16 protein-coding genes, 1 tRNA gene and 2 other annotated features are annotated in these 22,276 nt (G+C 37.7%); of the genes, 14 read left to right on the top strand and 3 right to left on the bottom strand.

What is annotated here, in order from left to right:
• Window positions 1-81 precede the first annotated feature (81 nt).
• The 11 genes from nifJ to PYW42_RS09045 all read left to right on the top strand — a co-directional run bounded on the left by nifJ (window position 82) and on the right by PYW42_RS09045 (window position 16,099).
• Window positions 82-3,813 carry a pyruvate:ferredoxin (flavodoxin) oxidoreductase gene (gene nifJ / locus PYW42_RS09095; RefSeq protein ID WP_002411408.1) on the top strand — a complete coding sequence of 1,244 codons (3,732 nt, stop codon included), beginning with the start codon at window positions 82-84 and terminating at the stop codon, window positions 3,811-3,813.
• A 196-nt stretch (window positions 3,814-4,009) separates the two neighbouring features.
• On the top strand, window positions 4,010-4,894 hold the full coding sequence (gene cdaA, locus PYW42_RS09090) for a diadenylate cyclase CdaA (RefSeq protein ID WP_002389035.1): 885 nt from the start codon (window positions 4,010-4,012) through the stop codon (window positions 4,892-4,894).
• Window positions 4,891-6,054, top strand: coding sequence for a CdaR family protein (locus PYW42_RS09085; protein WP_002374494.1), 1,164 nt, complete (start codon window positions 4,891-4,893; stop codon window positions 6,052-6,054). Before cdaA ends, PYW42_RS09085 begins: the two co-directional genes overlap by 4 nt.
• Complete coding sequence (glmM, locus tag PYW42_RS09080) at window positions 6,047-7,402, top strand: phosphoglucosamine mutase (RefSeq protein WP_002356936.1); 1,356 nt, start codon at window positions 6,047-6,049, stop codon at window positions 7,400-7,402. Before PYW42_RS09085 ends, glmM begins: the two co-directional genes overlap by 8 nt.
• A gap of 229 nt (window positions 7,403-7,631) precedes the next feature.
• Window positions 7,632-8,183 carry an ECF-type riboflavin transporter substrate-binding protein gene (locus tag PYW42_RS09075; protein WP_002356937.1) on the top strand — a complete coding sequence of 184 codons (552 nt, stop codon included), beginning with the start codon at window positions 7,632-7,634 and terminating at the stop codon, window positions 8,181-8,183.
• 100 nt (window positions 8,184-8,283) lie between these two features.
• Window positions 8,284-9,990: an ABC transporter ATP-binding protein gene (locus PYW42_RS09070; protein ID WP_002356938.1), complete on the top strand. Its 1,707-nt coding sequence runs from the start codon at window positions 8,284-8,286 to the stop codon at window positions 9,988-9,990.
• A complete protein-coding gene (locus tag PYW42_RS09065; RefSeq protein ID WP_002356939.1) occupies window positions 9,987-10,820 on the top strand; it encodes an energy-coupling factor transporter transmembrane component T family protein in 834 nt (277 codons plus the stop codon). The genes PYW42_RS09070 and PYW42_RS09065 overlap by 4 nt, the downstream gene beginning before the upstream one ends.
• A 442-nt stretch (window positions 10,821-11,262) precedes the next feature.
• Complete coding sequence (glmS, locus tag PYW42_RS09060) at window positions 11,263-13,071, top strand: glutamine--fructose-6-phosphate transaminase (isomerizing) (protein WP_002356940.1); 1,809 nt, start codon at window positions 11,263-11,265, stop codon at window positions 13,069-13,071.
• A 310-nt stretch (window positions 13,072-13,381) separates the two neighbouring features.
• Complete coding sequence (locus PYW42_RS09055) at window positions 13,382-14,620, top strand: aminoacyltransferase (RefSeq protein ID WP_002362084.1); 1,239 nt, start codon at window positions 13,382-13,384, stop codon at window positions 14,618-14,620.
• A gap of 47 nt (window positions 14,621-14,667) precedes the next feature.
• Window positions 14,668-14,958: a hypothetical protein gene (locus PYW42_RS09050; RefSeq protein ID WP_002359936.1), complete on the top strand. Its 291-nt coding sequence runs from the start codon at window positions 14,668-14,670 to the stop codon at window positions 14,956-14,958.
• A 175-nt stretch (window positions 14,959-15,133) separates the two neighbouring features.
• Window positions 15,134-16,099, top strand: coding sequence for a hypothetical protein (locus PYW42_RS09045; protein ID WP_002411407.1), 966 nt, complete (start codon window positions 15,134-15,136; stop codon window positions 16,097-16,099).
• Between the two features lie 87 nt (window positions 16,100-16,186).
• Here PYW42_RS09045 and PYW42_RS09040 read toward each other — a convergent pair whose 3' ends face one another.
• The 3 genes from PYW42_RS09040 to PYW42_RS09030 form a co-directional block, all read right to left on the bottom strand.
• Window positions 16,187-16,366, bottom strand: a complete 180-nt coding sequence (locus PYW42_RS09040; protein WP_002384325.1) for a hypothetical protein — start codon at window positions 16,364-16,366, stop codon at window positions 16,187-16,189.
• Window positions 16,367-16,579: 213 nt separating this feature from the next.
• Window positions 16,580-18,070, bottom strand: a complete 1,491-nt coding sequence (locus tag PYW42_RS09035; protein WP_002411406.1) for a glucosyltransferase domain-containing protein — start codon at window positions 18,068-18,070, stop codon at window positions 16,580-16,582.
• Between the two features lie 157 nt (window positions 18,071-18,227).
• Window positions 18,228-18,300, bottom strand: a tRNA-Thr gene (locus PYW42_RS09030).
• Between the two features lie 264 nt (window positions 18,301-18,564).
• Window positions 18,565-18,810: a binding site (T-box leader), on the top strand.
• Window positions 18,811-19,311: 501 nt separating this feature from the next.
• Window positions 19,312-19,562 (top strand) — a binding site (T-box leader).
• A gap of 85 nt (window positions 19,563-19,647) precedes the next feature.
• Between PYW42_RS09030 and PYW42_RS09025 the strand changes: the two genes are divergently transcribed.
• From PYW42_RS09025 to PYW42_RS09015, 3 genes are read left to right on the top strand one after another with little or no spacing between them, the layout of a single operon-like run.
• Window positions 19,648-20,718, top strand: coding sequence for a methionine ABC transporter ATP-binding protein (locus PYW42_RS09025; protein WP_002411404.1), 1,071 nt, complete (start codon window positions 19,648-19,650; stop codon window positions 20,716-20,718).
• An 18-nt stretch (window positions 20,719-20,736) separates the two neighbouring features.
• Entirely contained in the window at window positions 20,737-21,417 is a 681-nt protein-coding gene (locus PYW42_RS09020; RefSeq protein WP_002359998.1) for a methionine ABC transporter permease, read from the top strand.
• Between the two features lie 18 nt (window positions 21,418-21,435).
• Window positions 21,436-22,269, top strand: a complete 834-nt coding sequence (locus PYW42_RS09015) for a MetQ/NlpA family ABC transporter substrate-binding protein (protein WP_002411403.1) — start codon at window positions 21,436-21,438, stop codon at window positions 22,267-22,269.
• The last annotated feature ends 7 nt before the right edge of the window (window positions 22,270-22,276 follow it).

Below are 22,276 nucleotides of genomic sequence, written 5' to 3'. Positions count from 1 at the left end.
TTTCTCTTTTATTTTTAAGCAAAAAAATTGACAAAATCTTTCATAATTTGTGAAATTCCGCTATAATAAACAAGAATATGCGTGCAACTATTCTATTTTTTAGATATAAAGGATGAGAAAAACATGCGGAAAATGAAAACAATGGATGGGAATGCTGCAGCAGCTTATATTTCCTATGCTTTTACAGAATTAGCAGCCATTTATCCAATAACACCAAGTTCAACGATGGCTGAACTTGTTGATCAGTGGTCGGCCGAAGGTAAGAAAAATATCTTTGGTCAACCTGTGAAAGTAGTCGAAATGCAATCGGAAGCTGGTGCTGCCGGCGTGGTCCATGGCTCTTTAAAAACAGGCGCGCTTACCACGACCTATACGGCTTCACAAGGGTTACTTTTAATGATTCCTAATATGTACAAAATAGCTGGAGAACTATTACCATCTGTTTTTCATGTGGCGAGCCGAGCTATAACCACGAATGCTTTAAATATTTTTGGTGATCAAGGAGACGTAATGGCCGCACGCCAAACAGGCTTTGCTATGTTGTCAGAAAGCAGTGTGCAAGAAGTGATGGATTTGGCACCAGTGGCTCACTTGGCTTCGATTGAAGCGAGTGTTCCATTTATGAACTTTTTTGATGGCTTTAGAACAAGTCATGAAATTCAAAAAGTGGCAGTTCTTGACTATGAAGAATTAGCACCCTTAGTAAACCAAGAGAAATTAGCCGAATTTCGTCGTCGGAGCATGAACCCGAATCACCCTTCCGTTAGTGGAATGAACCAAAATCCAGATATTCACTTTCAACAACGAGAAACAATAAATCCTTATTATGAAAAATTACCTGGTATTGTTCAAAAATATATGACAGAAATTAACCGGTTACGGGGAACCAATTATGATTTGGTGACGTATTATGGCGCAGAAGATGCAGAAGAAGTGATTGTCACAATGGGTTCAGTTGCACAAACAATTGAACAGACGGTTGATTATTTACAAGAACAAGGAAGAAAAGTTGGTTTTCTTAATGTCCATCTTTATCGGCCATTTCCAGTTGAAACATTTCTTGAAAAAATACCACAATCAGTTAAAGCAATTGCTGTCTTGGATCGGACGAAAGAGCCCGGTGCTGGTGGCGAACCGTTATTATTGGATGTCCAAAGTGCGATGTATGAAGCGGACATTCGCCCAACAATTATTGGTGGGCGCTATGGTTTAGGTTCTAAAGATGTGCTGCCAAATCAAATTGTTGCGGTTTTTGATGAATTAATGAAAGAACGTTCTGCCATGAAGAAGCGTTTTACAATTGGGATTGATGATGATTTAACTTATACTTCATTAGAAGTTGGCAAACCACTTGATTTGACGAATCCGAAAACCTATCAAGCTAAATTTTGGGGCTTTGGTTCTGATGGGACAGTAGGGGCGAACAAGTCAGCAATTAAGATTATCGGTGATCATACAGACAAGTATGCACAAGGATTTTTCTATTATGATTCAAAAAAATCAGGCGGGTTGACCGTTTCTCATTTACGTTTTGGCGAGACGCCTATTCGTTCAACGTACCTCATTGAACATTCTGATTTTGTGGCTTGTCATACAGCCGCTTATTTGCATACCTATGATTTAGTAAAAGGGTTAAAAAAGGGCGGTACTTTCCTCTTAAATACCATTTGGAATGATGAACAACTAGCACGATTTTTACCCAATCAATTAAAACGGTATCTAGCTGAAAATGAGATTCAGTTTTATACAATCAATGCAGTAAAATTAGCTAGTGAAGTCGGACTAGGCGGGCGAATTAATACCGCGATGGAAACAGCTTTCTTCAAATTAGCGGAAATTATGCCTTTTGAGCAAGTGTTGCCAATTTTAAAAGAAGAAGCACTGAAAAGTTATGGTCATAAGTCCATGAAAGTTGTCGAAAAAAATATTCAAGCAATCGATAAGACCGTTGAATTGTTGCATCAGGTACCTGTTCCAGCAGAGTGGAAAACGCTTGAAGTTCAACCGCGAAAACGTTCAGAAAATGTTAGTGATTTTGTTCATGAAATTGTTGAACCGATTAATCGTCAAGAAGGCAATGCGTTATCTGTTGCGACACTAGCGAAAAATGGGATGACAGATGGGCGGATGCCTTTGGGAACTGCGGCAGTTGAAAAACGTGGGGTGGCATTAGAAGTACCTGAATGGATTAGCGATCGGTGTACCATGTGTAATGAGTGTGCCTTTGTATGTCCCCATGCGGCGATAAGACCATTCTTAGCCGATGAAGAAGAAATGACTGAAGCTCCAGAAGGATTCATTGTGCGTGATCTACGTGGTGCCGACGGCTTGAAATATCGTATCCAAGTCTCAGTCAAAGATTGTACTGGCTGTGGACTTTGTGTTGAAGCCTGTCCAGCTAAAGGCAAAGCTTTAGTAATGAAACCTTATGAAGAAGAAAAAGAGCAGGCTATGAATTGGGCGTTTGCTATGACGTTACGTCAAAAGGAAAACCCAGCAAAACCGAATACTGTTTTAGGTTCGCAATTTAATAAACCTTTATTAGAGTTTTCTGGTGCTTGTTCTGGTTGCGGCGAAACGCCTTATGTTAAATTATTGACGCAAATGTTTGGTGACCGAATGCTGATTGCTAATGCAACAGGTTGCTCATCGATTTGGGGTGCTGCAGCGGGTGTGACACCTTACACTACTAATGAACAAGGACAAGGTCCAGCTTGGTCAAATTCTCTTTTAGAGGATAATGCCGAGTTTGGTTACGGCATGTTGTTAGCAACGCAAGCGCGTCGCGAACGTTTAGCTAGTAAAATGACCAAAGCTTTTTCTGTAGCCAGTGATTCTTTACGTTTATTGATGGAAGATTGGATAGCACATCTGTCCGAAAGTGAAGGTACGCAACAACGTGCAGCTAAATTACGTGCAGCTTTGCTTGAAGAAAAAACGAATCAACCTTTATTGGAAGCAATTTATGACGATCAAGATCTTTTTGTCAAACCAAGTCAGTGGATGATTGGTGGGGACGGCTGGGCTTACGATATTGGCTACGGCGGTATTGACCACGTGTTAGCTAGTGGCGCGGATGTAAATATGTTAGTTTTAGATAATGAAGTCTATTCCAATACAGGTGGCCAAACTTCCAAAGCAACTCCTGCATCAGCGATTGCGAAATTTGCTGCCAGTGGGAAGTATGCCTCTAAAAAAGATTTAGGGATGATGGCAATGACTTATGAAAATGTCTATGTCGCTCAAATTGCCTCAGGTGCAAACCAAATGCAGACGATTAAAGCTTTTGAAGAAGCAGAAAAATTCCCTGGACCATCGATTATTATTGCTTATACACCATGTATTACACATGGTTTAGCAGGTGGGATGAGTCAAACGTTGAAAGAAGCGAAAGACGCGGTTCATTCAGGTTACTGGTCTTTATATCGCTATAATCCATTATTGCGAGAAAAGGGCAAAGAACCAATGACATTGGATTTCAAAAAACCAGATTTTTCATTAATGAAAGAGTTTATGCGCCAACAAGTTCGCTTTGCATCCTTAGAATCTAGTCAACCAGATACAGCGGAATTGTTATTTAATAAAACAATTAATGATGCTAAGAGACGGTTCTATAATTATGCTCGTTTAGCTGGTCAAGAAGAAAAAATTCGAGCAAAACTAGAAAAACAAAGTGAACCAGAAATAACTGCGCTAGAGAACGAGAAGCCACGAGTGAAAAAAGAACGCGTAGTTGATCCGGAAGCGGAAGCAAGAAGGGCTGCCCGCCGCGCAGAACGAGCAGCCAAGAGAAAACAACGTGAGCAAGATTAAATAGAAATCAAAAAAACGTGTCTGAGCTTTTTGCTTGGACACGTTTTTTAGTTAGAAATGCGATTTTTTGATGAAAAATTTCAAGTTATTTGAAAAAGTTCCTAAATTTTTTTGATGTTTCCGCTTGCGTTCTGTGATGAAAGAAAATAATGTGGTATACTTGTTAGGAAATCTTGAGAGAGAAGTGAGGGGTATGATGTCGTTTCAATTGAATCAATTATTAGATTTGAATTATTGGCAGCAAGTCATCTCAACGGATTTCTTATCTAAGGATTTTGTTATCAATATCATAGATATCCTAGTCGTATGGTACCTCGTTTACAAATTAATCATGCTTGTTCGTGGAACAAAAGCAGTCCAACTATTAAAAGGTGTCGCTGTTTTTATCATTATCCGCATTCTAAGTGAGATAATTGGTCTACATACATTATCTTGGTTAATGAATCAAGTCATCATGTATGGTGTAATCGCCGCGGTTGTTATTTTTCAACCAGAAGTGCGAAGAGGGCTGGAACATCTAGGGAGAAGTTCGTTTTTCCGCCCGAATAAAGGTGCGCAACAAGAAGATGAGCGTATTATTCAGGCCTTTGACAAAGCCATTCAGTACATGTCAAAACGGAAAATTGGTGCTTTGATAACCATTGAACGCAATACTGGTTTAGATGAATACATTGAGACAGGTATTGATTTGGATGCCGATATTACTGGTGAATTACTGATTAATATTTTCATTCCAAATACACCACTACATGATGGTGCAGTGATTATCAAAAATGAAAAAATTGCTGTTGCTAGTGCGTATTTACCGCTATCAGAAAGCAATTTAATTCCAAAAGAATTTGGAACGCGCCATAGAGCCGCAGTCGGTATCAGTGAAGTCAGTGATGCCATTACGATTGTTGTTTCTGAAGAAACTGGTGACGTTAGTTTGACGTTGAACAATGAATTAATTCCTGGTCTAACGCAAGAAGAGTATTTAACAATTTTGCGTAAGGAGTTAATTTCGGAATCATCGGAAGATAAAAAAAGTGCTTTGCAGCATTTTATCGATGATGTAACAAAGGGGGTTAAACGCAAATGAGAAAAGCCTCCCAAAAAAGCTGGTTTAATGGTTTGCTTTCATTGCTGTTTGCATTGTTGTTATTTTTTAATGCCAATGCAACAGGCAATAATCCCTCCAATTCAGGTTCAAGCCAAACGTATAGTGAAACACTGAATAATATTCCGGTCCAAGTCCAATACGATAAAGACAAATATTATGTCTCTGGATTTGAAGAGAGTGTAAATGTTCATTTACGTAGTGCGAACCGCATTCAATTAAATATGGAATCAAATGCTGACACACGAAATTTCCAAGTGGTCGCAGACTTAACCAAATTGCCATTAGGGACTTCGGAAGTGCCTTTGACAGTTCGGGGACTAAGTTCAGCTGTTACAGCTGAAATTGAACCGAAAACAGTGACTGTAACGATTGAAAAGAGAGTAACAAAAAAATTCGATGTAGAAGCACAACTTTCTGATAACATTGAAAAAGAAGGCTACAAAGTAAAAAATATTTCTGTAGATCCAAAAACTGTAGAAGTAACAACTGGAGAAGAAACAGCGAAAGCAATTGACAAAGTGATTGCGCCAGTCTCAAGTGCCAAACAAACAATTGATACGATTAAACAAACGGTAAATGTCCAAGCGCTAGATGCCAAAGGTCAAGTCCTAAGTATCGAAAATCCAGCACCACAAGTCAAAGTAACAGTAGGCTTAACTGCGCCAACAAAAGATGTACCACTGAATGTTAGTATGACAGGTACGCCACCAGCTGGGATCGCTCATTACAATTATAGTTTATCAACGTACCAAGTTAGGGTCAGTGGCCCGCAATCAATTTTAGATACGCTAGAATCAATTGAGGTACCGGTAGATATTTCTGATATTCGCAAAGAAACAAAACAATCAGTGACTATTCCCGTTAATGGAGAATACGTAGTTACACCAGATGAGGTTGACGTTTCTTTGAGCCCCGTGTACAATCAACAACAGTCATCAAATACAAATGAAACTTCAGGGGAACCTGCAAGTTCAACAACGGTTGGCTCAGGTAGCCAAGCAGTACAACCAAGTACATCCAGTCAAGTAGAATCAAATACTTCTGAAACAACAAGTGAGGGATCAACAGTAGAAAGTACAACTGCTGGTTCAACTGAAAATACAGAGAATCAAGTGACTAAGGAGAATCAAAATGGGTAAATATTTTGGAACAGATGGTGTAAGAGGAATTGCAAATAAGGAGTTAACACCTGAATTAGCTTTTAAATTAGGACGTTACGGTGGTTATGTGTTGAGTCAACATGAAGATAGTTCAAGAAAACCTCGTGTTCTAGTAGGCCGCGATACACGTATTTCAGGTGAGATGTTGGAACAAGCATTGATTGCTGGATTATTATCAGTCGGAATTGAAGTTTTCCAATTAGGGGTGATTTCAACACCTGGTGTAGCATATCTTACTCGTTTACAAAAAGCATCCGCTGGCGTAATGATTTCAGCTTCACATAATCCTGCGGAAGACAATGGGATTAAGTTTTTTGGGGCAGATGGCTTCAAATTAGTAGACGATCAGGAAGCAGAAATTGAAGCATTGTTAGATGCAGAAGAAGACACCTTACCAAGACCTTCTGCAGAAGGCTTAGGCTCGTTAGATGAATTTCCAGAAGGCTTACTAAAATATTCGCAATTTTTAGTTCAAAGTATTCCTGGCGATTTAGCGGATATGACTGTTTGTTTAGATGCTGCCAACGGAGCAACCGCAACAGCAGTCAATCGTGTCTTCGCAGATTTAGAGACAGATTTCTATACAATGGGAACAAGTCCTAATGGCTTGAATATCAATGATGGTGTGGGTTCCACTCATCCTGAAGCTTTAGCAGAAATGGTTGTTGAAAAAGGCGCGGATGCTGGTTTGGCTTTCGATGGCGACGGTGATAGAATTATTGCAGTCGATGAATTAGGACGAATTATCGATGGTGATAAAATCATGTATATTTGTGCTAAATATTTAGCTGAGAAAAAACGTTTGAAAAAAGATACAATCGTTACAACAGTGATGAGTAATCTAGGTTTCCATAAAGCTGTAGAAGAAATTGGCTTAAAAGATGTGGTAACGCAAGTGGGTGATCGTTATGTTGTAGAAGAAATGCGTAAAAATGATTACAATTTTGGTGGCGAACAATCTGGTCACATGATCTTTTTAGATTACAACACAACAGGTGATGGTATGCTTTCAGGGATTCAATTGTTGAATGTTATGAAGCAAACGGGAAAAAAATTATCTGAATTAGCGGATGAAGTGACGATTTATCCACAAAAATTAGTCAATATTCGTGTCACAGATAAAAATGGTGCAATGGAAGTTCCAGCAATCAAAGCAGTTGTCGAACAAGCAGAAGCAGAAATGAATGGCGAAGGTCGTATTTTAGTTCGTCCTTCTGGAACAGAACCATTGTTACGTGTGATGGCTGAAGCGCCGACACAAGAAAAAGTTGATTATTACGTTGATAAAATTGCCGAAGTAGTACGTGCAGAAATCGGCGTTGAATAAGAACCAATTAGAAACCAGACACTTAATGCTAGCTTGCGTTAAGTGTCTGGTTTCTTTGTTGGAAATCAAAAAAAGAAAATAGCTAATAAGCTCCGTCTATCATTGACATAGAGCGGTTAAAAGGGTACTATTTTAGAAGTAAGATGCACCGCGTATCTTCTTTTTTTATTTGATAAAATCAAGAAGGGAGCGGCTGTAAATCAATGGAGTTATAGAATGGAGGAGCGAAATGAAAGAAAAAATGTCCGTCAAGACAATTGTAGCAATTGGAATTGGCTCTGCAGTTTTTGTTATTTTAGGTCGATTCGTTGTAATTCCAACTGGGATTCCTAATACGAACTTAGAAACGTCGTATCCATTTCTTGCTTTAATGTCAGTTGTTTTTGGACCAGTAGCTGGAGGGCTAATTGGTTTGATCGGTCACACGTTAAAAGATTTTACCACGTATGGTAGCGCTTGGTGGAGCTGGATTATTTGTTCAGGAATTATTGGTATTATTTTTGGCTTCGCTGGTCGTAAAATGGATCTTCAACATGGTGAATTTACAACAAATGACATGGTGCGTTTCAATATTTTCCAAGCCTTTGGCAATATCGTCGTTTGGGGCTTAATCGCGCCTAGTTTGGATATTTTGATTTATAGTGAACCCGCAAGTAAAGTATTTACACAAGGCGTATTCGCGACTGTTTCAAATATTGTCGCTGTGGGGATTATTGGAACATTGTTGATGAAAGCTTATGCATCAACAAGAACAAAGAAAGGCAGTTTATCAAAAGATTAAGAAACTGTCGAAATAATTTAAATGGTTAAGGGTCTGCCCTAGTAATTACTTTGCTAATGCTCAGACCCTTTCTTTTATGGAGAAACTGAGGTGAGGCCGAATGAAAAAACCAATCATTACTTTTAATAATTTTTCCTTTCAATATCATAGCCAATCTGAACCAACATTAAAGGGGATTCAATTAACCATCTATGAAGGAGAAAAGGTTTTAATCGTTGGGCCTAGTGGTAGTGGTAAATCAACATTGGCGCAATGTATCAACGGGTTAATTCCCAATATTTATGAAGGTGAGATTCAAGGAACAGCTACGGTTGCTGGTAAAAATATCCAAGAAACAAGTCTATTTGATTTGTCTTTTGATGTAGGAACTGTTTTGCAAGATACCGATGGGCAGTTTATCGGTTTAACGGTTGCTGAGGATATTGCTTTTGCTTTAGAAAACGATGCAGTTGAACAAGCAGAAATGAAAAAAGCGGTCCACAAATGGTCCGAGATTGTTGAGCTGAATCAGTTATTGCAACACCGTCCACAAGATTTGTCAGGTGGTCAAAAACAACGTGTATCTATGGCGGGCGTTCTAATTAACCAATCAAAAATTTTACTTTTTGATGAACCTTTGGCTAATCTTGACCCACGAGCGGGACAAGAAACAATGACTTTGATTGACACCATTCAACAAGAAACAAAAGCAACTGTTTTAATAATAGAACATCGCTTAGAGGACGTTCTTTGCGAATCAGTTGATCGAATTATTGTCATGAATGAGGGCGCAATTATTTCTGATACAACGCCAGATGAATTGTTACGTCAAGATACGTTGACCCAGCAAGGGATTCGTGAACCTTTGTACGTTACAGCCATGAAATATGCTGGGATTGATTTAACACAAGTTAGTCATTTAGACAAATTAGCCGAAGTATCAGGCGAAACGGTTTTGCCCAAAATGACACAGTGGTCTGTCCAACCTAGTTCAGTTAGTGCGGTCAAAGGAGCTGAACTATTACGTTTGGAACAAGTGTCCTATCAATATGATCGTCACGGTGAAAAAGTGTTAGATGACTTCTCAGTAACTATTCATCATGGAGAAATGATTAGCATTGTAGGAAAAAATGGTGCCGGGAAGTCTACACTTTCTAAAATAATTTGCGGGTTCATCACGCCTCAATCGGGCAAGATTTTATGGGAAGGACAGGATTTTTCCAATTATTCAATCAAAGAACGTGCAGATAAAATTGGTTATGTGATGCAAAATCCCAATCAAATGATTTCTAAAAAAATGATTTTTGAAGAAGTAGCTTTAGGATTAGTTTTACGAGATGTGCCACAAGCAGAAATTGAGGAACGTGTGACGAATATTTTACATATTTGTGGGCTGTATCCCTTCCGGAACTGGCCGATTTCCGCATTGAGTTTTGGGCAGAAAAAACGGGTAACTATTGCATCGATCTTAGTTTTAGAACCTGAATTATTAATTTTAGATGAACCAACAGCTGGGCAAGATTTTAAACATTATACAGAAATGATGACATTTTTAGAAGAATTGAACCGCTTAGGTGTGACTATTTTAATGATCACTCACGATATGCATTTAATGTTGGAATATACAACACGTGCGTTAGTAGTTTGTGATGGACGTTTACTAGCAGATGCGACTCCAGTTGCTGTTTTAACAGATGAAAAATTAATTCAAGCGGCTTCTTTAAAAGAAACGAGCTTGTTTACCTTTGCTAAAGCGTTAGGCTTGGAAAATCCCTTGCTATTTACGGAAAAATTTGTTGCTTACGATCGTGAGGTGCGTTTTGGATGAGTGAACGACAAATGTTAGGCTATCATCCTGATTCAACCTGGATTCATCGCTTAAACGGCACAAGCAAATTAGTCTTTTTAATCGTTGTCTCTGTGGCTTGTATGACCACGTATGATACTCGTTATCTGTTAGGAATGTCTGTGGTTTCGCTTGTTTTGTTAAAATTATCAAATATTAAATGGCATCAAATATCTTTTGTTATTAAATTTATTGCTATTTTTTCTTTGTTAAATATCTTAACGGTTTACCTTTTTGCACCTGAATATGGGGTTGATTTATATCAATCACGTACCGTGATTTGGGAAGGAATCGGACGGTTTACTTTGACACAAGAAGAATTATTTTATGAATTTAATTTAGTTTTAAAATATTTCTGTACGATTCCGTTGGCATTAATCTTTTTATTAACAACAAATCCTAGTGAATTTGCCTCCAGCTTGAATCGAATTGGTGTGAGTTATCGGATTAGTTATGCAGTAGCGCTGGCTATTCGTTATATTCCCGATATCCAAGAAGATTTTTTTAATATTTCTTTAGCACAACAAGCGCGAGGCTATGAGATGTCTAAAAAGGGACGGTTAGGCCAACGAATCAAAGGCGTAGCACAAATCGTTTTACCCTTAATTCTATCTAGTTTAGATCGAATTGAAACTGTGAGTACCGCTATGGAATTAAGGCGTTTTGGTCAAAAGAAAAATAGAACGTGGTATGCGCAACAACCTTTTCATCTGCGTGATTTTTCGGTAATGATACTTGCCTTATGCTTATTAGGAATCAGTTTCTGGTTGTTCCATGTGAATGGTGGCCGGTTTTATAATCCATTCCAATAAATAACAAATTGATAAGGTTCTATAAATAGAACGGATATTTTTTTATTATTAAGAATCTAGTACTTTCTCTTACTATGAGTGTACTAGATTCTTTTTTTACAACTTTAAAGAACTAGACCAATTTTTGGTTTTTAGATTTTTGTTGACAAGTACCTACTTTTAATTGTATGATTATTTATGTTTCTACGGAATATATTTACAAAGGAGGTATATAGACCAATATCGGATAGCGCCAGACCTGAACGTTCAGGTGACGAGGAGAGAGCTTATCGAAGATTCGGCGGGTGGCTCTAGGGACTGCACTCTACAGATAACAAAGAAAAACTAATTGTGAAGTTAGAACAAAGCGGTTATCACGCAGGTAGAAACATATAATGGGATTTGCTAGTTAAACAGGACCTAGTAAATACAGAATTTCAATTGGAAAGTAGGAATTAGCATTATGTGTGGAATTGTCGGAATGATTGGAAAAGAAAATGTCACGGAAAGTTTGATTCAAGGATTAACAAAATTGGAATATAGAGGTTATGATTCTGCTGGGATTTGTGTGAATGATCAAAGCCAACAGCCCCATGTAGTTAAGGCAGTTGGAGGCATTGCCGATTTAGCAGCAAAATTAACGCCAGAAATTGATGGAACAGTTGGTATTGGTCATACTCGTTGGGCCACTCATGGCGAACCAACTGTCGCCAATGCACATCCCCATGTTTCAAGCGATCAACGCTTTGCATTAGTGCATAATGGTGTCATTGAAAACTTTGAAGAATTAAAAGAACAATTTTTAAGTGGTGCTCACTTAATTGGTGATACAGATACTGAAATCGTCGTTCAATTAATTGCTCATTTTGCTGAAAATGGTTTTTCAACAAAAGATGCTTTTAAAGCGGCTTTAGCCGAAATTAAAGGTTCATACGCTTTTGCATTAATGGATAAAATGGACCCCAATACTATCTACGTAGCGAAAAATAAAAGCCCGTTACTTATCGGTCTAGGTGAAGGCTTTAATGTTATTTGTAGTGACGCGATGGCGATGATTAAAGAAACCAATCAATTTGTTGAGATTGTTGATGGTGAAATTGTAACTGTTACAGCGGACAAAGTAGTAATCGAAACGCCAGAAGGACAAGTAATCAACCGAGAACCTTTTGAAGCGCAATTAGATTTAAATGACATTGAAAAAGGAACATATCCGTTTTATATGCTCAAAGAAATTGATGAACAACCTGCAGTGATGCGCAAAATTGTTCAAGCGTATACTCAAGGTGAAAAAGTGACTTTAGATGAGGCGTTACTTGAAAAAATTAATCAATGTGACCGAATTTACATTATTGCTTGTGGGACAAGTTATAATGCAGGTTGGGTCGGAAAATCTTTAATTGAAACGATTGCCAGTATTCCTGTGGAAGTTCATTTATCAAGCGAATTTGGCTACAACATGCCTATTTTATCTGAAAAACCGTTCTTCATTTTCTTAAGTCAAAGTGGTGAAACGGCAGATAGCCGCCAAGTACTTGTACAGGTTAATGAATTAGGGCATCCATCACTTACATTAACAAATGTTGCTGGCTCAACATTATCACGTGAAGCGGACGATACCTTGTTATTACACGCAGGACCAGAAATTGCTGTTGCTTCCACCAAAGCTTATACTGCTCAAATCGCTGTCTTAGCTATTTTAGCAAAAGCAATTGGTGAAGAACGCCAAACATTAGCGGCCGTCTCATTTGATGTGGCTCACGAATTGAGCGTGGTAGCAGCTGTCATGGAAACCTTGATTGATGAAAAACAACAAATGAAAGCCTTGGTGGAAGATTATCTGACGTATACTCGAAATGCCTTCTATATCGGGCGAGGAGTCGACTATTATGTGTCGATGGAAGCGGCCTTGAAGTTGAAAGAAATTTCCTACATTCAAGCAGAAGGCTTTGCGGCAGGAGAATTGAAGCATGGAACGATTGCCTTAATTGAAGAAGGAACACCTGTGATTGGGATTGTGACAGATGCCAAAGTCGCAGCCCATACAAGAGGCAATTTAAAGGAAGTCGAAAGTCGTGGAGCAAGAAATATTGTGATTGCCTTGGAATCCTTGGCAAAACCACAGGACCAACTGATTATTCCGGATGTTCATCCGTTACTTTCTGCCTTAGTTAGCATTGTTCCAGGTCAATTATTAGCGTACTATGCAACCTTACAAAGAGGCTACGATGTTGATAAACCAAGGAACTTAGCCAAAAGTGTAACTGTTGAGTAAATCAAGAACCTGAGAGAAAGATGTTCAACGGGTTTTCATGAGTTTTAATATCTGAGACAAAAATCACTTTAGATTTTTGTCTCAGATATTTTTTATAAAAGAAAGATATTCAGTCAAAAATGAAAGATTCCAAAGAAATTCTTTTTTTCCGTTGAAAACTGTTTGCATTTTAGCAAAATTAGATATAATTAATAAGAACCGAAAAATAAGAATTAGCCAGTGAGGTAACTTTGTTTGAAAGAAAGCAAAAAGTAGGTTAAGCTGAAAAGTGCTAATTTATTTAACAAAAAAAGATTGTGAGTTGTTTGATATGGATCAGTTTAGTACATTAACTGAACAAGAATTTACTACCTTTGCAATGACACATCCTGCAGGTAACTTTTTAGAAACACCCGAAATGAAACATTTATTGGAACGACGTGGCTGGCATTGTGAATACGTTGGCGTCAAACGAGAAGGGCAACTAATTGCTGCGTGTATCCTAAGCAAGAAAAAAGTCAAAATTGGTTATGCTTTCGACATTGACGGCGGAATTTTGATGGATTATACAGATAAAAAATGTGTAGAAGCCTTTTTCACAGGCTTAAAAAAATATGTGAAAAAAAATGATGGCCTTTATTTAACCTTTACTCCAAATAAACAAATTTGTTTACGTGATTTTAATGGCGGTGAAGTTGAAAAGGTCAATCAAGAAACATTTGACTATTTCACATCAATTGGTTTTGAACACCAAGGATTTGATGTGCACAATTTTGATGGCGCGCCACGTTGGCTGTTTGTCAAAGATATGGCTGGATTAACAGAAGAAGAGCTTTGGAAATCTTATGGAAAAGATGCTAAATATGACATCAAGAAAACATGGGAATATGGCGTAACAACCCGAGAACTTCGTTACGAAGAGTTACCTCTCTTTAAGAAATTAACGGAAGAAACAAGTGCACGGCGTAATTTTGAAGATAAGGATTTAGCTTATTACCAAGCTGTTTATGAAGAGTTTGGCGAACGAGCGAAATTTATGGTGGCGGAACTAAACTTTGCTACTTATTTAGAAAATCTTCATGAGAAATTACGCAAATTACAAGAGACGCTCAACGAAGTCAATGAAGCGTTAATTGCCAATCCTAAAAGCCGTAAAAAAAATAACCAGAAACGTGAATTTGAAGATGAAGTTCGTACCGTGCGCAAACGGATTGACGAGGCTAAAGAAATGAAAACATCAGATGAACCTGAAATTTTAGCAGGTGCCTTATTCATTGTTCATCCACAAGAAGTTGTTTACTTGTTTAGTGGTACGTATGAAAAATATAAACAATACTATGCACCGTATTTAATTCAACATAAAATGTTAACTTACACAGTAGAAAATAACATTCCCAAATATAATTTTTATGGCGTTGACGGTGTCTTTGATGGAAGTGATGGGGTTCTTAAATTCAAACAATCCTTTGGCGGTCATGTCGAAGAATTAATGGGCAATTTCCAATGGAAAGCCAAACCAATGAAATATGCCTTATATCACGCATTAAAAACAATTAAAGAAAAAGTCTAAAATTAAAACCCAATCCTTAAAAAGGAATGGCAAAGTGAGGCGTTTAAATGGAAAATCAAGTTGAGGTTATGACGTATGCACAGTTAAAAGAAATTATGCAGGCGTTAGAAGCAAACGAAGCGATTACAGAAGATACAAAGGTCTTTATTGATACAGGCTGGGATAGCGTGCAAGAAGTAGCACCAGATGCAGTCAGTATTGAAAAAGTTGCTAAATTCACAGTAGCAGATGTTTTAACAAACGAAAGTTTTGCTGGGTATAGTTTAGAGGAAAAGGCGGAGAAGATGAACGCTGAGGGCGACCTAGAAACGGCAATTATTATTCGTAATCTTTACTAAAAAAGTCCGTTTGAATAGTTAAAATCGAGGTCGGGACAGAACCGTTTAGCTCCGAGCAACGCGTAGTGTTGGTTCTGTTCCCGCCGGTTATCAGGTTTTGAGCCTGGAGCAAAAATCCAAAGTGATTTTTGTCCCAGGCTCATCTGCTTTAAATAAGAAATAAAGGAGGTTAGATATGAGTACCATTCATGAATTTCCAAAAAACTATGAACGTTTTATTGCACAAGGAGAAGAAGCACTTGTAGAACATAATCAGATCGCCGCTTTAGAAAATTTTCAACAAGCCTATCAGCTACAACAAACGCCGCCAGTAAACCAAAAAATTGTCCAATTATTGTTGGAAATGGGTGAAGCTGACGAAGCACTAGCATTGGCAGAAGCGTTCCAAGAGTCTTATTTTGAGAACCTTGAAACAGCGGCAATTTATATGCAAATTTATAGTCAAAGTCGTCGCTTTATTGAAGGGTATATTTTATTGAAGCAATTACTTCAAACTAAAAAAATAACGCTAGCACAACAAAAAACGTTAGAACAGCAATTAATGCAAGTGGAAGAGGCGTATCAACAATTAGAAACGCAGCAAATTCAAGCAATTAAAAGGAACTTGTTAGTAAGCGATCAATTGCCCGTTTATCAACAATTAGCGAACATTAAAACCAGTTTATATTTGCCTAAACCAGTATTTGTGGAAGTCGCAAAAGATTTAGTTATGAACCAAGCACTTAGTTATTTTGCTCGGGAATGGTTCATTGAAGAATTAGCACTGTTGCAATTTTCAGAACCACTGACTTTTCTTTGGTATGACAATCAGCCTCAGACAGTCTTACTAGAAGGAAAAACTGGACCGTTAAATACGCCGATCTATTCCGAAATTTGTACTGAACTTAGGAATCGTTTAGAAAATGATGATCCAATTATGTTGCAGCATTTGGAAGAAGAAATTCGGTTGCATCTTGCCTATTTGTATCCATTAGCAGAGACGGTTATTTCAGATCCAACTATCTGGGTCTTGGGTTATTTGGCAACCTACTATCCTGAATATATTGAAAAAGAATTGACTGAAGCAAAAAGCCATCAAATCGCTGCTGTTCAAAAAGTTCAACAGGCGATACGAACGGCTTTTACACAAATAATGCTTTAAAAAATGGCACGTCCTAAAAACGAGGACGTGCCATTTTTTCGGTTTCAGAAATTTGCTGAATCTGCTCTAATTGCTTTTCTTGACTGATTATTGCGGATAATAGAAAAAAGCAAGACAGAAATAAGTAAAAAGGATTCCTTGAATCAAGCAAATCACAACGAACAATGGCGTTGCTCCTGGAAAAGAATCAGAAATCCGTGTAATTAAAAATTCAACTAACCATAAAATCATTGAAAATAAAAATAATTTTTTCTGATGAGTTCTCATAGTCCGCAACAACCTTTCTGGTGATTTTCACTTCTCTATCATAACATAGAAAACGAGCTGTTTTTTCTCAAAAATTTTGTTACTTTATAAGAAAAATGGGAAATAAACAAGTTTCAGGAAGTAATAAATGTACCCGAAAAGAATACTTAATCCATCTTAATCAAACCATACAGTCACGTTTATTGCAAAAGAAGTGTTTTTGGATGGAACAAATTATTTCATAAATACAAATATTTCTTTGTTGTTTGTATAAATGTCATAAAAGTGATTACTTACTACTTTTTGATTTTTAGACATATCCGTATCGGTCAGTGGTGCCATCTCTACTCCTAAATTCGATGAAGTATTGAACCAAACATAATTAGGGAAGTATAGACCGTCATTTGGTGGCACAATTTTTGAAAGAATTGGGTAGTTTCGACTTGTATTAGCATAAACAGTTGAATTTTTGAAAAACGTATTTAAATAAACTTTTTTTCGTTCGTTTGTTACAACATTTTTTAAATCATCTGTTAAAATAGCTGCTTGGCGATTGAATGCTTCTTTTTGATAGTTTAATGTGGAAGAATACACCAAAACAAACGATAAAATATAATAAGATAACAAGCTGGCCACAAGTAACGAAGTTAGATAAATTGCTTTCACTTGTCGATTGTTAAATAAACTTAACATGCTGATTGTAACAAAAACAGCAAATCCGTAAATATAGCGAGGCGCATCACCAGCGATATTTCTTGAATAGACAATAAAAATACCAAAACTTAAGAGAGAAGCAAGTCCTAAATACAAGATACAATAAAGGAAACTTAAGCCCAAGTTGATTTTACTATTTGATAGATGACTAATAAAAAATAAAACAAGCAGTAGGAGCAGTAATAAGAGCCATAAACGATTACTCTGGTTCAATAGCTCTGAAAAATAATGGTAACTATTTTGATAAGCCACACTGGGAATATCGTGCAAACTTGGTAAGGCCTGACTGCCTCCAATGTTGTTTGTTGCGGAAGGTACAAATTTTAACTCGATAAGGTAGCTGACTATAGAAAGTAGATAAGCGATAGCAGCAAGTGCGACTTTTTTACAAAGAGCAATGAAATTTTCTCCAGCAAGTAACTGCTTGAAAGTAAGGAATAAGACGATAACTATATAAATTCCTGACGAGGCTTGGTAAGTATTAAACATAACAAACAGTGAAAAAACAGAAACCAAGAAAAACGTAAAAGAATTACGCTGCCACCAATAAAAAGGAAGAAACGAACAAAAAATACTCAATGCCATATAGGGACTATCAAACCTGAAACTAAGACATTGAAGGAACCAAGGATTGAGGCCAATTAAAGTAGCTACTAAAGAGGAACCCCAGCTAATTTTTTGGTCATTGATGATATAAATAGCCAGTATGCTTGTGAGAGATAAGATAAGACCTGTTAGAATCGGTGTGGTCAAGCCCAGATCTGTCAAATGACGACTTCCTTGAACAAACCATGAGAGAAATTCACTGCCCCAACGTGCGTAAGTCGTACCAAAATCTGTCATTCCAGCGACTTGGCGAGCATTATCATCTAAGTAAGGGAAATTGATAATGCCGATGGATAAAACTGCCACTTGATAAATTAAAATGATCAATAGAAGATAGGCTTTATTTTCAATACACCAATTCTTTAAATCAAATTTTTTTGATTCTGTAGGTAATTGTTTCATCATTGTACTCCACTCCAATAATTATTTAACAATTAAAATATACCATAACGAGTGGAATGAAGAAATTGCTTTTGTTATTTTCTCATCTTGACAGAACACTAAGGGTAGGCAAAACAAAAAAATCCCAACTCTTTATTAAAGAGTTGGGATTTTACCAAAAAGCCACCTGCCGGGCTTGAACCGGCGACCCCCACCTTACCATGGTGGTGCTCTACCAACTGAGCTAAGGCGGCACTTTCAAAGGCTAAACTAACTCGAGGATTGCAACAAAGTGAAACCCATAGAGTTCATTTTCAAAGGCTACACTGCGACGAGTAATCGTCAAAGTTCCTTTTGAAAAATCGTACAAATCTCGTGCACAAGAAATAGAATAACGTATAGACGAAAGTTTGTCAATTGCTCTTTCGTAAAAAAAGAAAAATGATTTTTTTTCTGAGAAAAACTGTTGACAATCTCTTTTTTCTCTAGTAAAGTGTAAATCAACATCACAGATAACTATTCATTCGTTGAAGAGAAGAGTAAATTTTGATGACCTTCAAAAGAGAGTCCTGATTGGTGAAAAGGGACAAGGTTCAGAAAAGTTGAAGATGGCCTCTGAGAATAAATTGCTGATAAGTAAGCAATTTCGGCTAAGCACCCGTTACCATGTGCACCAAGTTAATAAAGACTTGGATAAGAGATGAGATATAAAGAATCAGTTATATTTCGAAAAAAGGTGGTACCGCGAATCATTCGCCCTTTACTAGCAAAACGCTAGTGAAGGGCTTTTTGCTGTGAATCACTACGACTGGCGCGAAGCGACAGAGTAGATGCTGTCTGCGATTACTCGACGCAGTATGGCCTTTGTAAGTGATGAACAGTACAAGATGACCGGAGGGCAGGTTGTGTCATTTGCACGAAAGTGTTCCTACGATTCTCGCCAAGGCTGTGATTCTCGTCACAGTCAAATCCTGTTGAGCACTACGACTGGCGCGAAGCGACAAAGTAGATGCTGTCTGCGGTTACTCGACGCAGTATGGCCTTTGTAAGTGATGAACAGTACAAGGTGACCGAAGGGTAAGTTGTGTCATTTGCACGAAAGTGTTCCTACGATTCTCGCCACAGTCAAATCCTGTTGGGCACTACGACTGATGCAAAGAGAGAGAGCAGCTATTATCTGCGATTACTCGATGCTTGAAGGGGTAGGAACTCTAGTCTGTTTGATTTTGAAAATAAACGAAAATCAGTTTAGAATGAATAGAAATAAAAAAGCAGTGATATAGTAAGTACAAGACTTGATTTGTCTAACAGAGAGCCTAGGTAGCTGAGAATAGGTGACAAAGACGTTTTGGAAAATGGCTATTGAGCAAGCGCTCCGAGTGTTAAACACAAGGCGGCGACGGGTGCTCCCGTTATCGAGCTAGGGTATCGAACATGTTGTTCCGTACTTGAAAAGGGAATTTGTGTGAGCAAATTCTGAACATGAGGTGGTAACACGCAAAAAAGCGTCCTCAACGATACAACTCGAGTTGTGTCGTTGAGGATGCTTTTTTCTTTTTTGTGAAAAAATGCAGGTTGGTAAGAATGAAGGGGGATAAAGAATGATTGAACTAAAAAATATCAGTGTGACATTTCAACAAAAAAAACAAGAAATTCAGGCTGTCCAAGATGTGTCTTTGACAATTGATAAAGGGGATATCTATGGAATTGTTGGTTATTCCGGTGCTGGAAAAAGTACGCTAGTACGGGTAATTAATTTATTGCAACGACCAACAGCGGGCACAGTTATTATTAACAAAGAAAATATTTTAACTTTTTCTAAAAAGGAATTACGACAACAACGAAAAAAGATTGGAATGATTTTTCAACATTTTAATTTGATGAAAGAGCGGACCATATTTAGTAATATCGATTTTTCATTAAAATATTCTGGGCTAAGTAAAACTGAGCGGCGTCAAAAAATCAGCCATTTATTAGAGCTAGTTGGACTAAGTGAAAAACGGGACGCTTACCCCAGTCAACTATCAGGAGGGCAAAAACAGCGGGTTGCGATTGCCCGCGCTTTAGCAAATGATCCTGAAATTTTACTTTGTGATGAAGCGACGAGTGCGTTAGATCCAAAAACAACAGGACAGATTTTAGCTTTGTTAAAAAAGTTAAATCAAGAACTGAACTTGACGATTGTCTTAATCACCCATGAAATGCAAGTGGTTAAAGAAATTTGTAATAAAGTCGCGGTGATGGAAAATGGCTGCGTTGTCGAATCAAACGATATTGTTTCGATTTTTAGTCAACCCCAACAACCTTTAACCAAAGATTTTATTCGGACAGCAACTCATATTGACCAAGCATTAACCACGATTCTTGAACATCCTAAATTAGCTGATTTAGATAAAAATCAAGAATTAATTGAATTTTCTTATGTGGGAGATCAAACGAACGAGCCATTAATTGCACAATTGTATAGCCAATATCAGGTATATACAAATATCCTTTATGGCAATGTCGAAATTGTTCAAAACGTTCCTATTGGCCATTTAATTGTGGTGCTTTCTGGTGATGAGGCCCAGCGTCAACAAGCCCTTGCTTATTTAGCGAAACAAGGCGTGCGAACCAATGTTTTGAAAACCTATCAGCAAACGAAGAAAAAGCAGAATTTACAGGTGATTTAAAAAAGGAGTGAACTGAGAATGTATCAATTATTTGAGAAATATTTTCCGAATGTTGTCCAATTAAAACAAGAGTTTCTTCAAAGTACATGGGAAACATTATACATGGTTTTTTGGACAGCCTTGATTGCTGGTGTGTTAGGAGTCTTGTTGGGTGTCGTGCTTGTCAGTACTGGCCCCAGTGGTGTTTTGAAAAATCCACCCCTGTATAGTGTCTTAGAAAAAATTATTAATGTTTGCCGCTCTATTCCTTTCATCATTATGCTCGCACTGATTCAACCATTAACACGAATTTTGGCAGGAACGACAATTGGTACAACCGCAGCGTTAGTCCCATTAGTTATTGGCGTAATCCCGTTCTTCGCGCGCCAAATTGAAAATGCGTTATTAGAAGTGGATCCTGGCGTTATCGAAGCGGCAGAAGCCATGGGGACGAGTCCCTTAGGGATTATTTTTCGGGTTTATCTAATTGAAGGGTTACCAAGTATTATTCGTGTTTCAGCGGTGACAATTATTAATTTGATTGGATTAACAGCCATGGCAGGAGCGATTGGAGCCGGTGGTCTGGGCAACTTAGCGATTACTCGAGGCTACAATCGGTTTCAAACCGATGTGACATTTATGGCCACGTTAATTATTTTAATTATGGTATTTATTAGTCAAGCCATTAGTAATCAATTAATCAAAAAAACATCACATTAGAAAAAGGAGAAATGACAAATGAAAAAATTTAGTAAATTAATTGGACTTATTGGGGTATTAGCTTTTACGATTGCAGGTTGTGCATCGGGGTCTGCGAAGGATACTAAGACAGAAACCGTTAAACTAGGGGTTGTAGGAACAAAAAACGATGAATGGGAATCGGTCAAAGAGCGTTTGAAAAAGAAAAATATTGATCTACAATTGGTAGAATTTACAGACTATACGCAACCAAACGCAGCATTAGCAGAAAAAGAAATTGATTTAAATGCCTTTCAGCATCAAATCTTTTTAGACAATTACAATAAAGAACATGGGACGAAATTAGTATCAATTGGCAATACAGTCAATGCACCATTGGGAATTTACGCTAATAAATTGAAAGATATCACGAAAATTAAAGACGGCGGAGAAATTGCTATTCCTAATGACCCAACGAATGGTGGGCGGGCGTTAATTTTATTACAAACTGCAGGACTGATAAAAGTTGATCCTGCGAAACAGCAACTACCGACTGTCAGTGATATTACTGAAAATAAACGCCAATTGAAAATAACTGAATTAGATGCTACGCAAACAGCGCGTGCTTTACAAGATGTCGATGCTTCAGTGATCAATAGCGGCATGGCTGTCGATGCTGGGTATACACCAGATAAAGATGCAATTTTCTTAGAACCTGTAAACGAAAAAGCGAAACCTTATGTGAACATTGTCGTGGCCAGAGAAGAAGATCAAGAGAATAAACTTTATCAAAAAGTTGTAGAAGAATATCAACAAGAAGAAACGAAAAAGGTCATTGCAGAAACATCAAAAGGCGCCAATGTTCCAGCCTGGGAAACATTTGGTAAAAAATAAAGGAGGC

Origin of the sequence: Enterococcus faecalis (assembly GCF_029024925.1) — a bacterium.
In the GTDB taxonomy this organism is placed as follows: Bacteria; Bacillota; Bacilli; order Lactobacillales; family Enterococcaceae; genus Enterococcus; species Enterococcus faecalis.
Note: the sequence above shows the minus strand (reverse complement) of the source record. Positions and strands in the feature narration are given on the sequence as shown.

Bases quoted from the DNA above. Each gene is read 5' to 3' on its own strand.
- cdaA (WP_002389035.1), top strand. From the start codon at position 4,010: ATGTCGTTTCAATTGAATCAATTATTAGATTTGAATTATTGGCAGCAA.
- PYW42_RS09085 (WP_002374494.1), top strand. From the start codon at position 4,891: ATGAGAAAAGCCTCCCAAAAAAGCTGGTTTAATGGTTTGCTTTCATTG.
- glmM (WP_002356936.1), top strand. From the start codon at position 6,047: ATGGGTAAATATTTTGGAACAGATGGTGTAAGAGGAATTGCAAATAAG.
- PYW42_RS09075 (WP_002356937.1), top strand. From the start codon at position 7,632: ATGAAAGAAAAAATGTCCGTCAAGACAATTGTAGCAATTGGAATTGGC.
- PYW42_RS09070 (WP_002356938.1), top strand. From the start codon at position 8,284: ATGAAAAAACCAATCATTACTTTTAATAATTTTTCCTTTCAATATCAT.
- PYW42_RS09065 (WP_002356939.1), top strand. From the start codon at position 9,987: ATGAGTGAACGACAAATGTTAGGCTATCATCCTGATTCAACCTGGATT.
- glmS (WP_002356940.1), top strand. From the start codon at position 11,263: ATGTGTGGAATTGTCGGAATGATTGGAAAAGAAAATGTCACGGAAAGT.
- PYW42_RS09055 (WP_002362084.1), top strand. From the start codon at position 13,382: ATGGATCAGTTTAGTACATTAACTGAACAAGAATTTACTACCTTTGCA.
- PYW42_RS09050 (WP_002359936.1), top strand. From the start codon at position 14,668: ATGGAAAATCAAGTTGAGGTTATGACGTATGCACAGTTAAAAGAAATT.
- PYW42_RS09045 (WP_002411407.1), top strand. From the start codon at position 15,134: ATGAGTACCATTCATGAATTTCCAAAAAACTATGAACGTTTTATTGCA.
- PYW42_RS09040 (WP_002384325.1), bottom strand. From the start codon at position 16,366: ATGAGAACTCATCAGAAAAAATTATTTTTATTTTCAATGATTTTATGG.
- PYW42_RS09035 (WP_002411406.1), bottom strand. From the start codon at position 18,070: ATGATGAAACAATTACCTACAGAATCAAAAAAATTTGATTTAAAGAAT.
- PYW42_RS09025 (WP_002411404.1), top strand. From the start codon at position 19,648: ATGATTGAACTAAAAAATATCAGTGTGACATTTCAACAAAAAAAACAA.
- PYW42_RS09020 (WP_002359998.1), top strand. From the start codon at position 20,737: ATGTATCAATTATTTGAGAAATATTTTCCGAATGTTGTCCAATTAAAA.
- PYW42_RS09015 (WP_002411403.1), top strand. From the start codon at position 21,436: ATGAAAAAATTTAGTAAATTAATTGGACTTATTGGGGTATTAGCTTTT.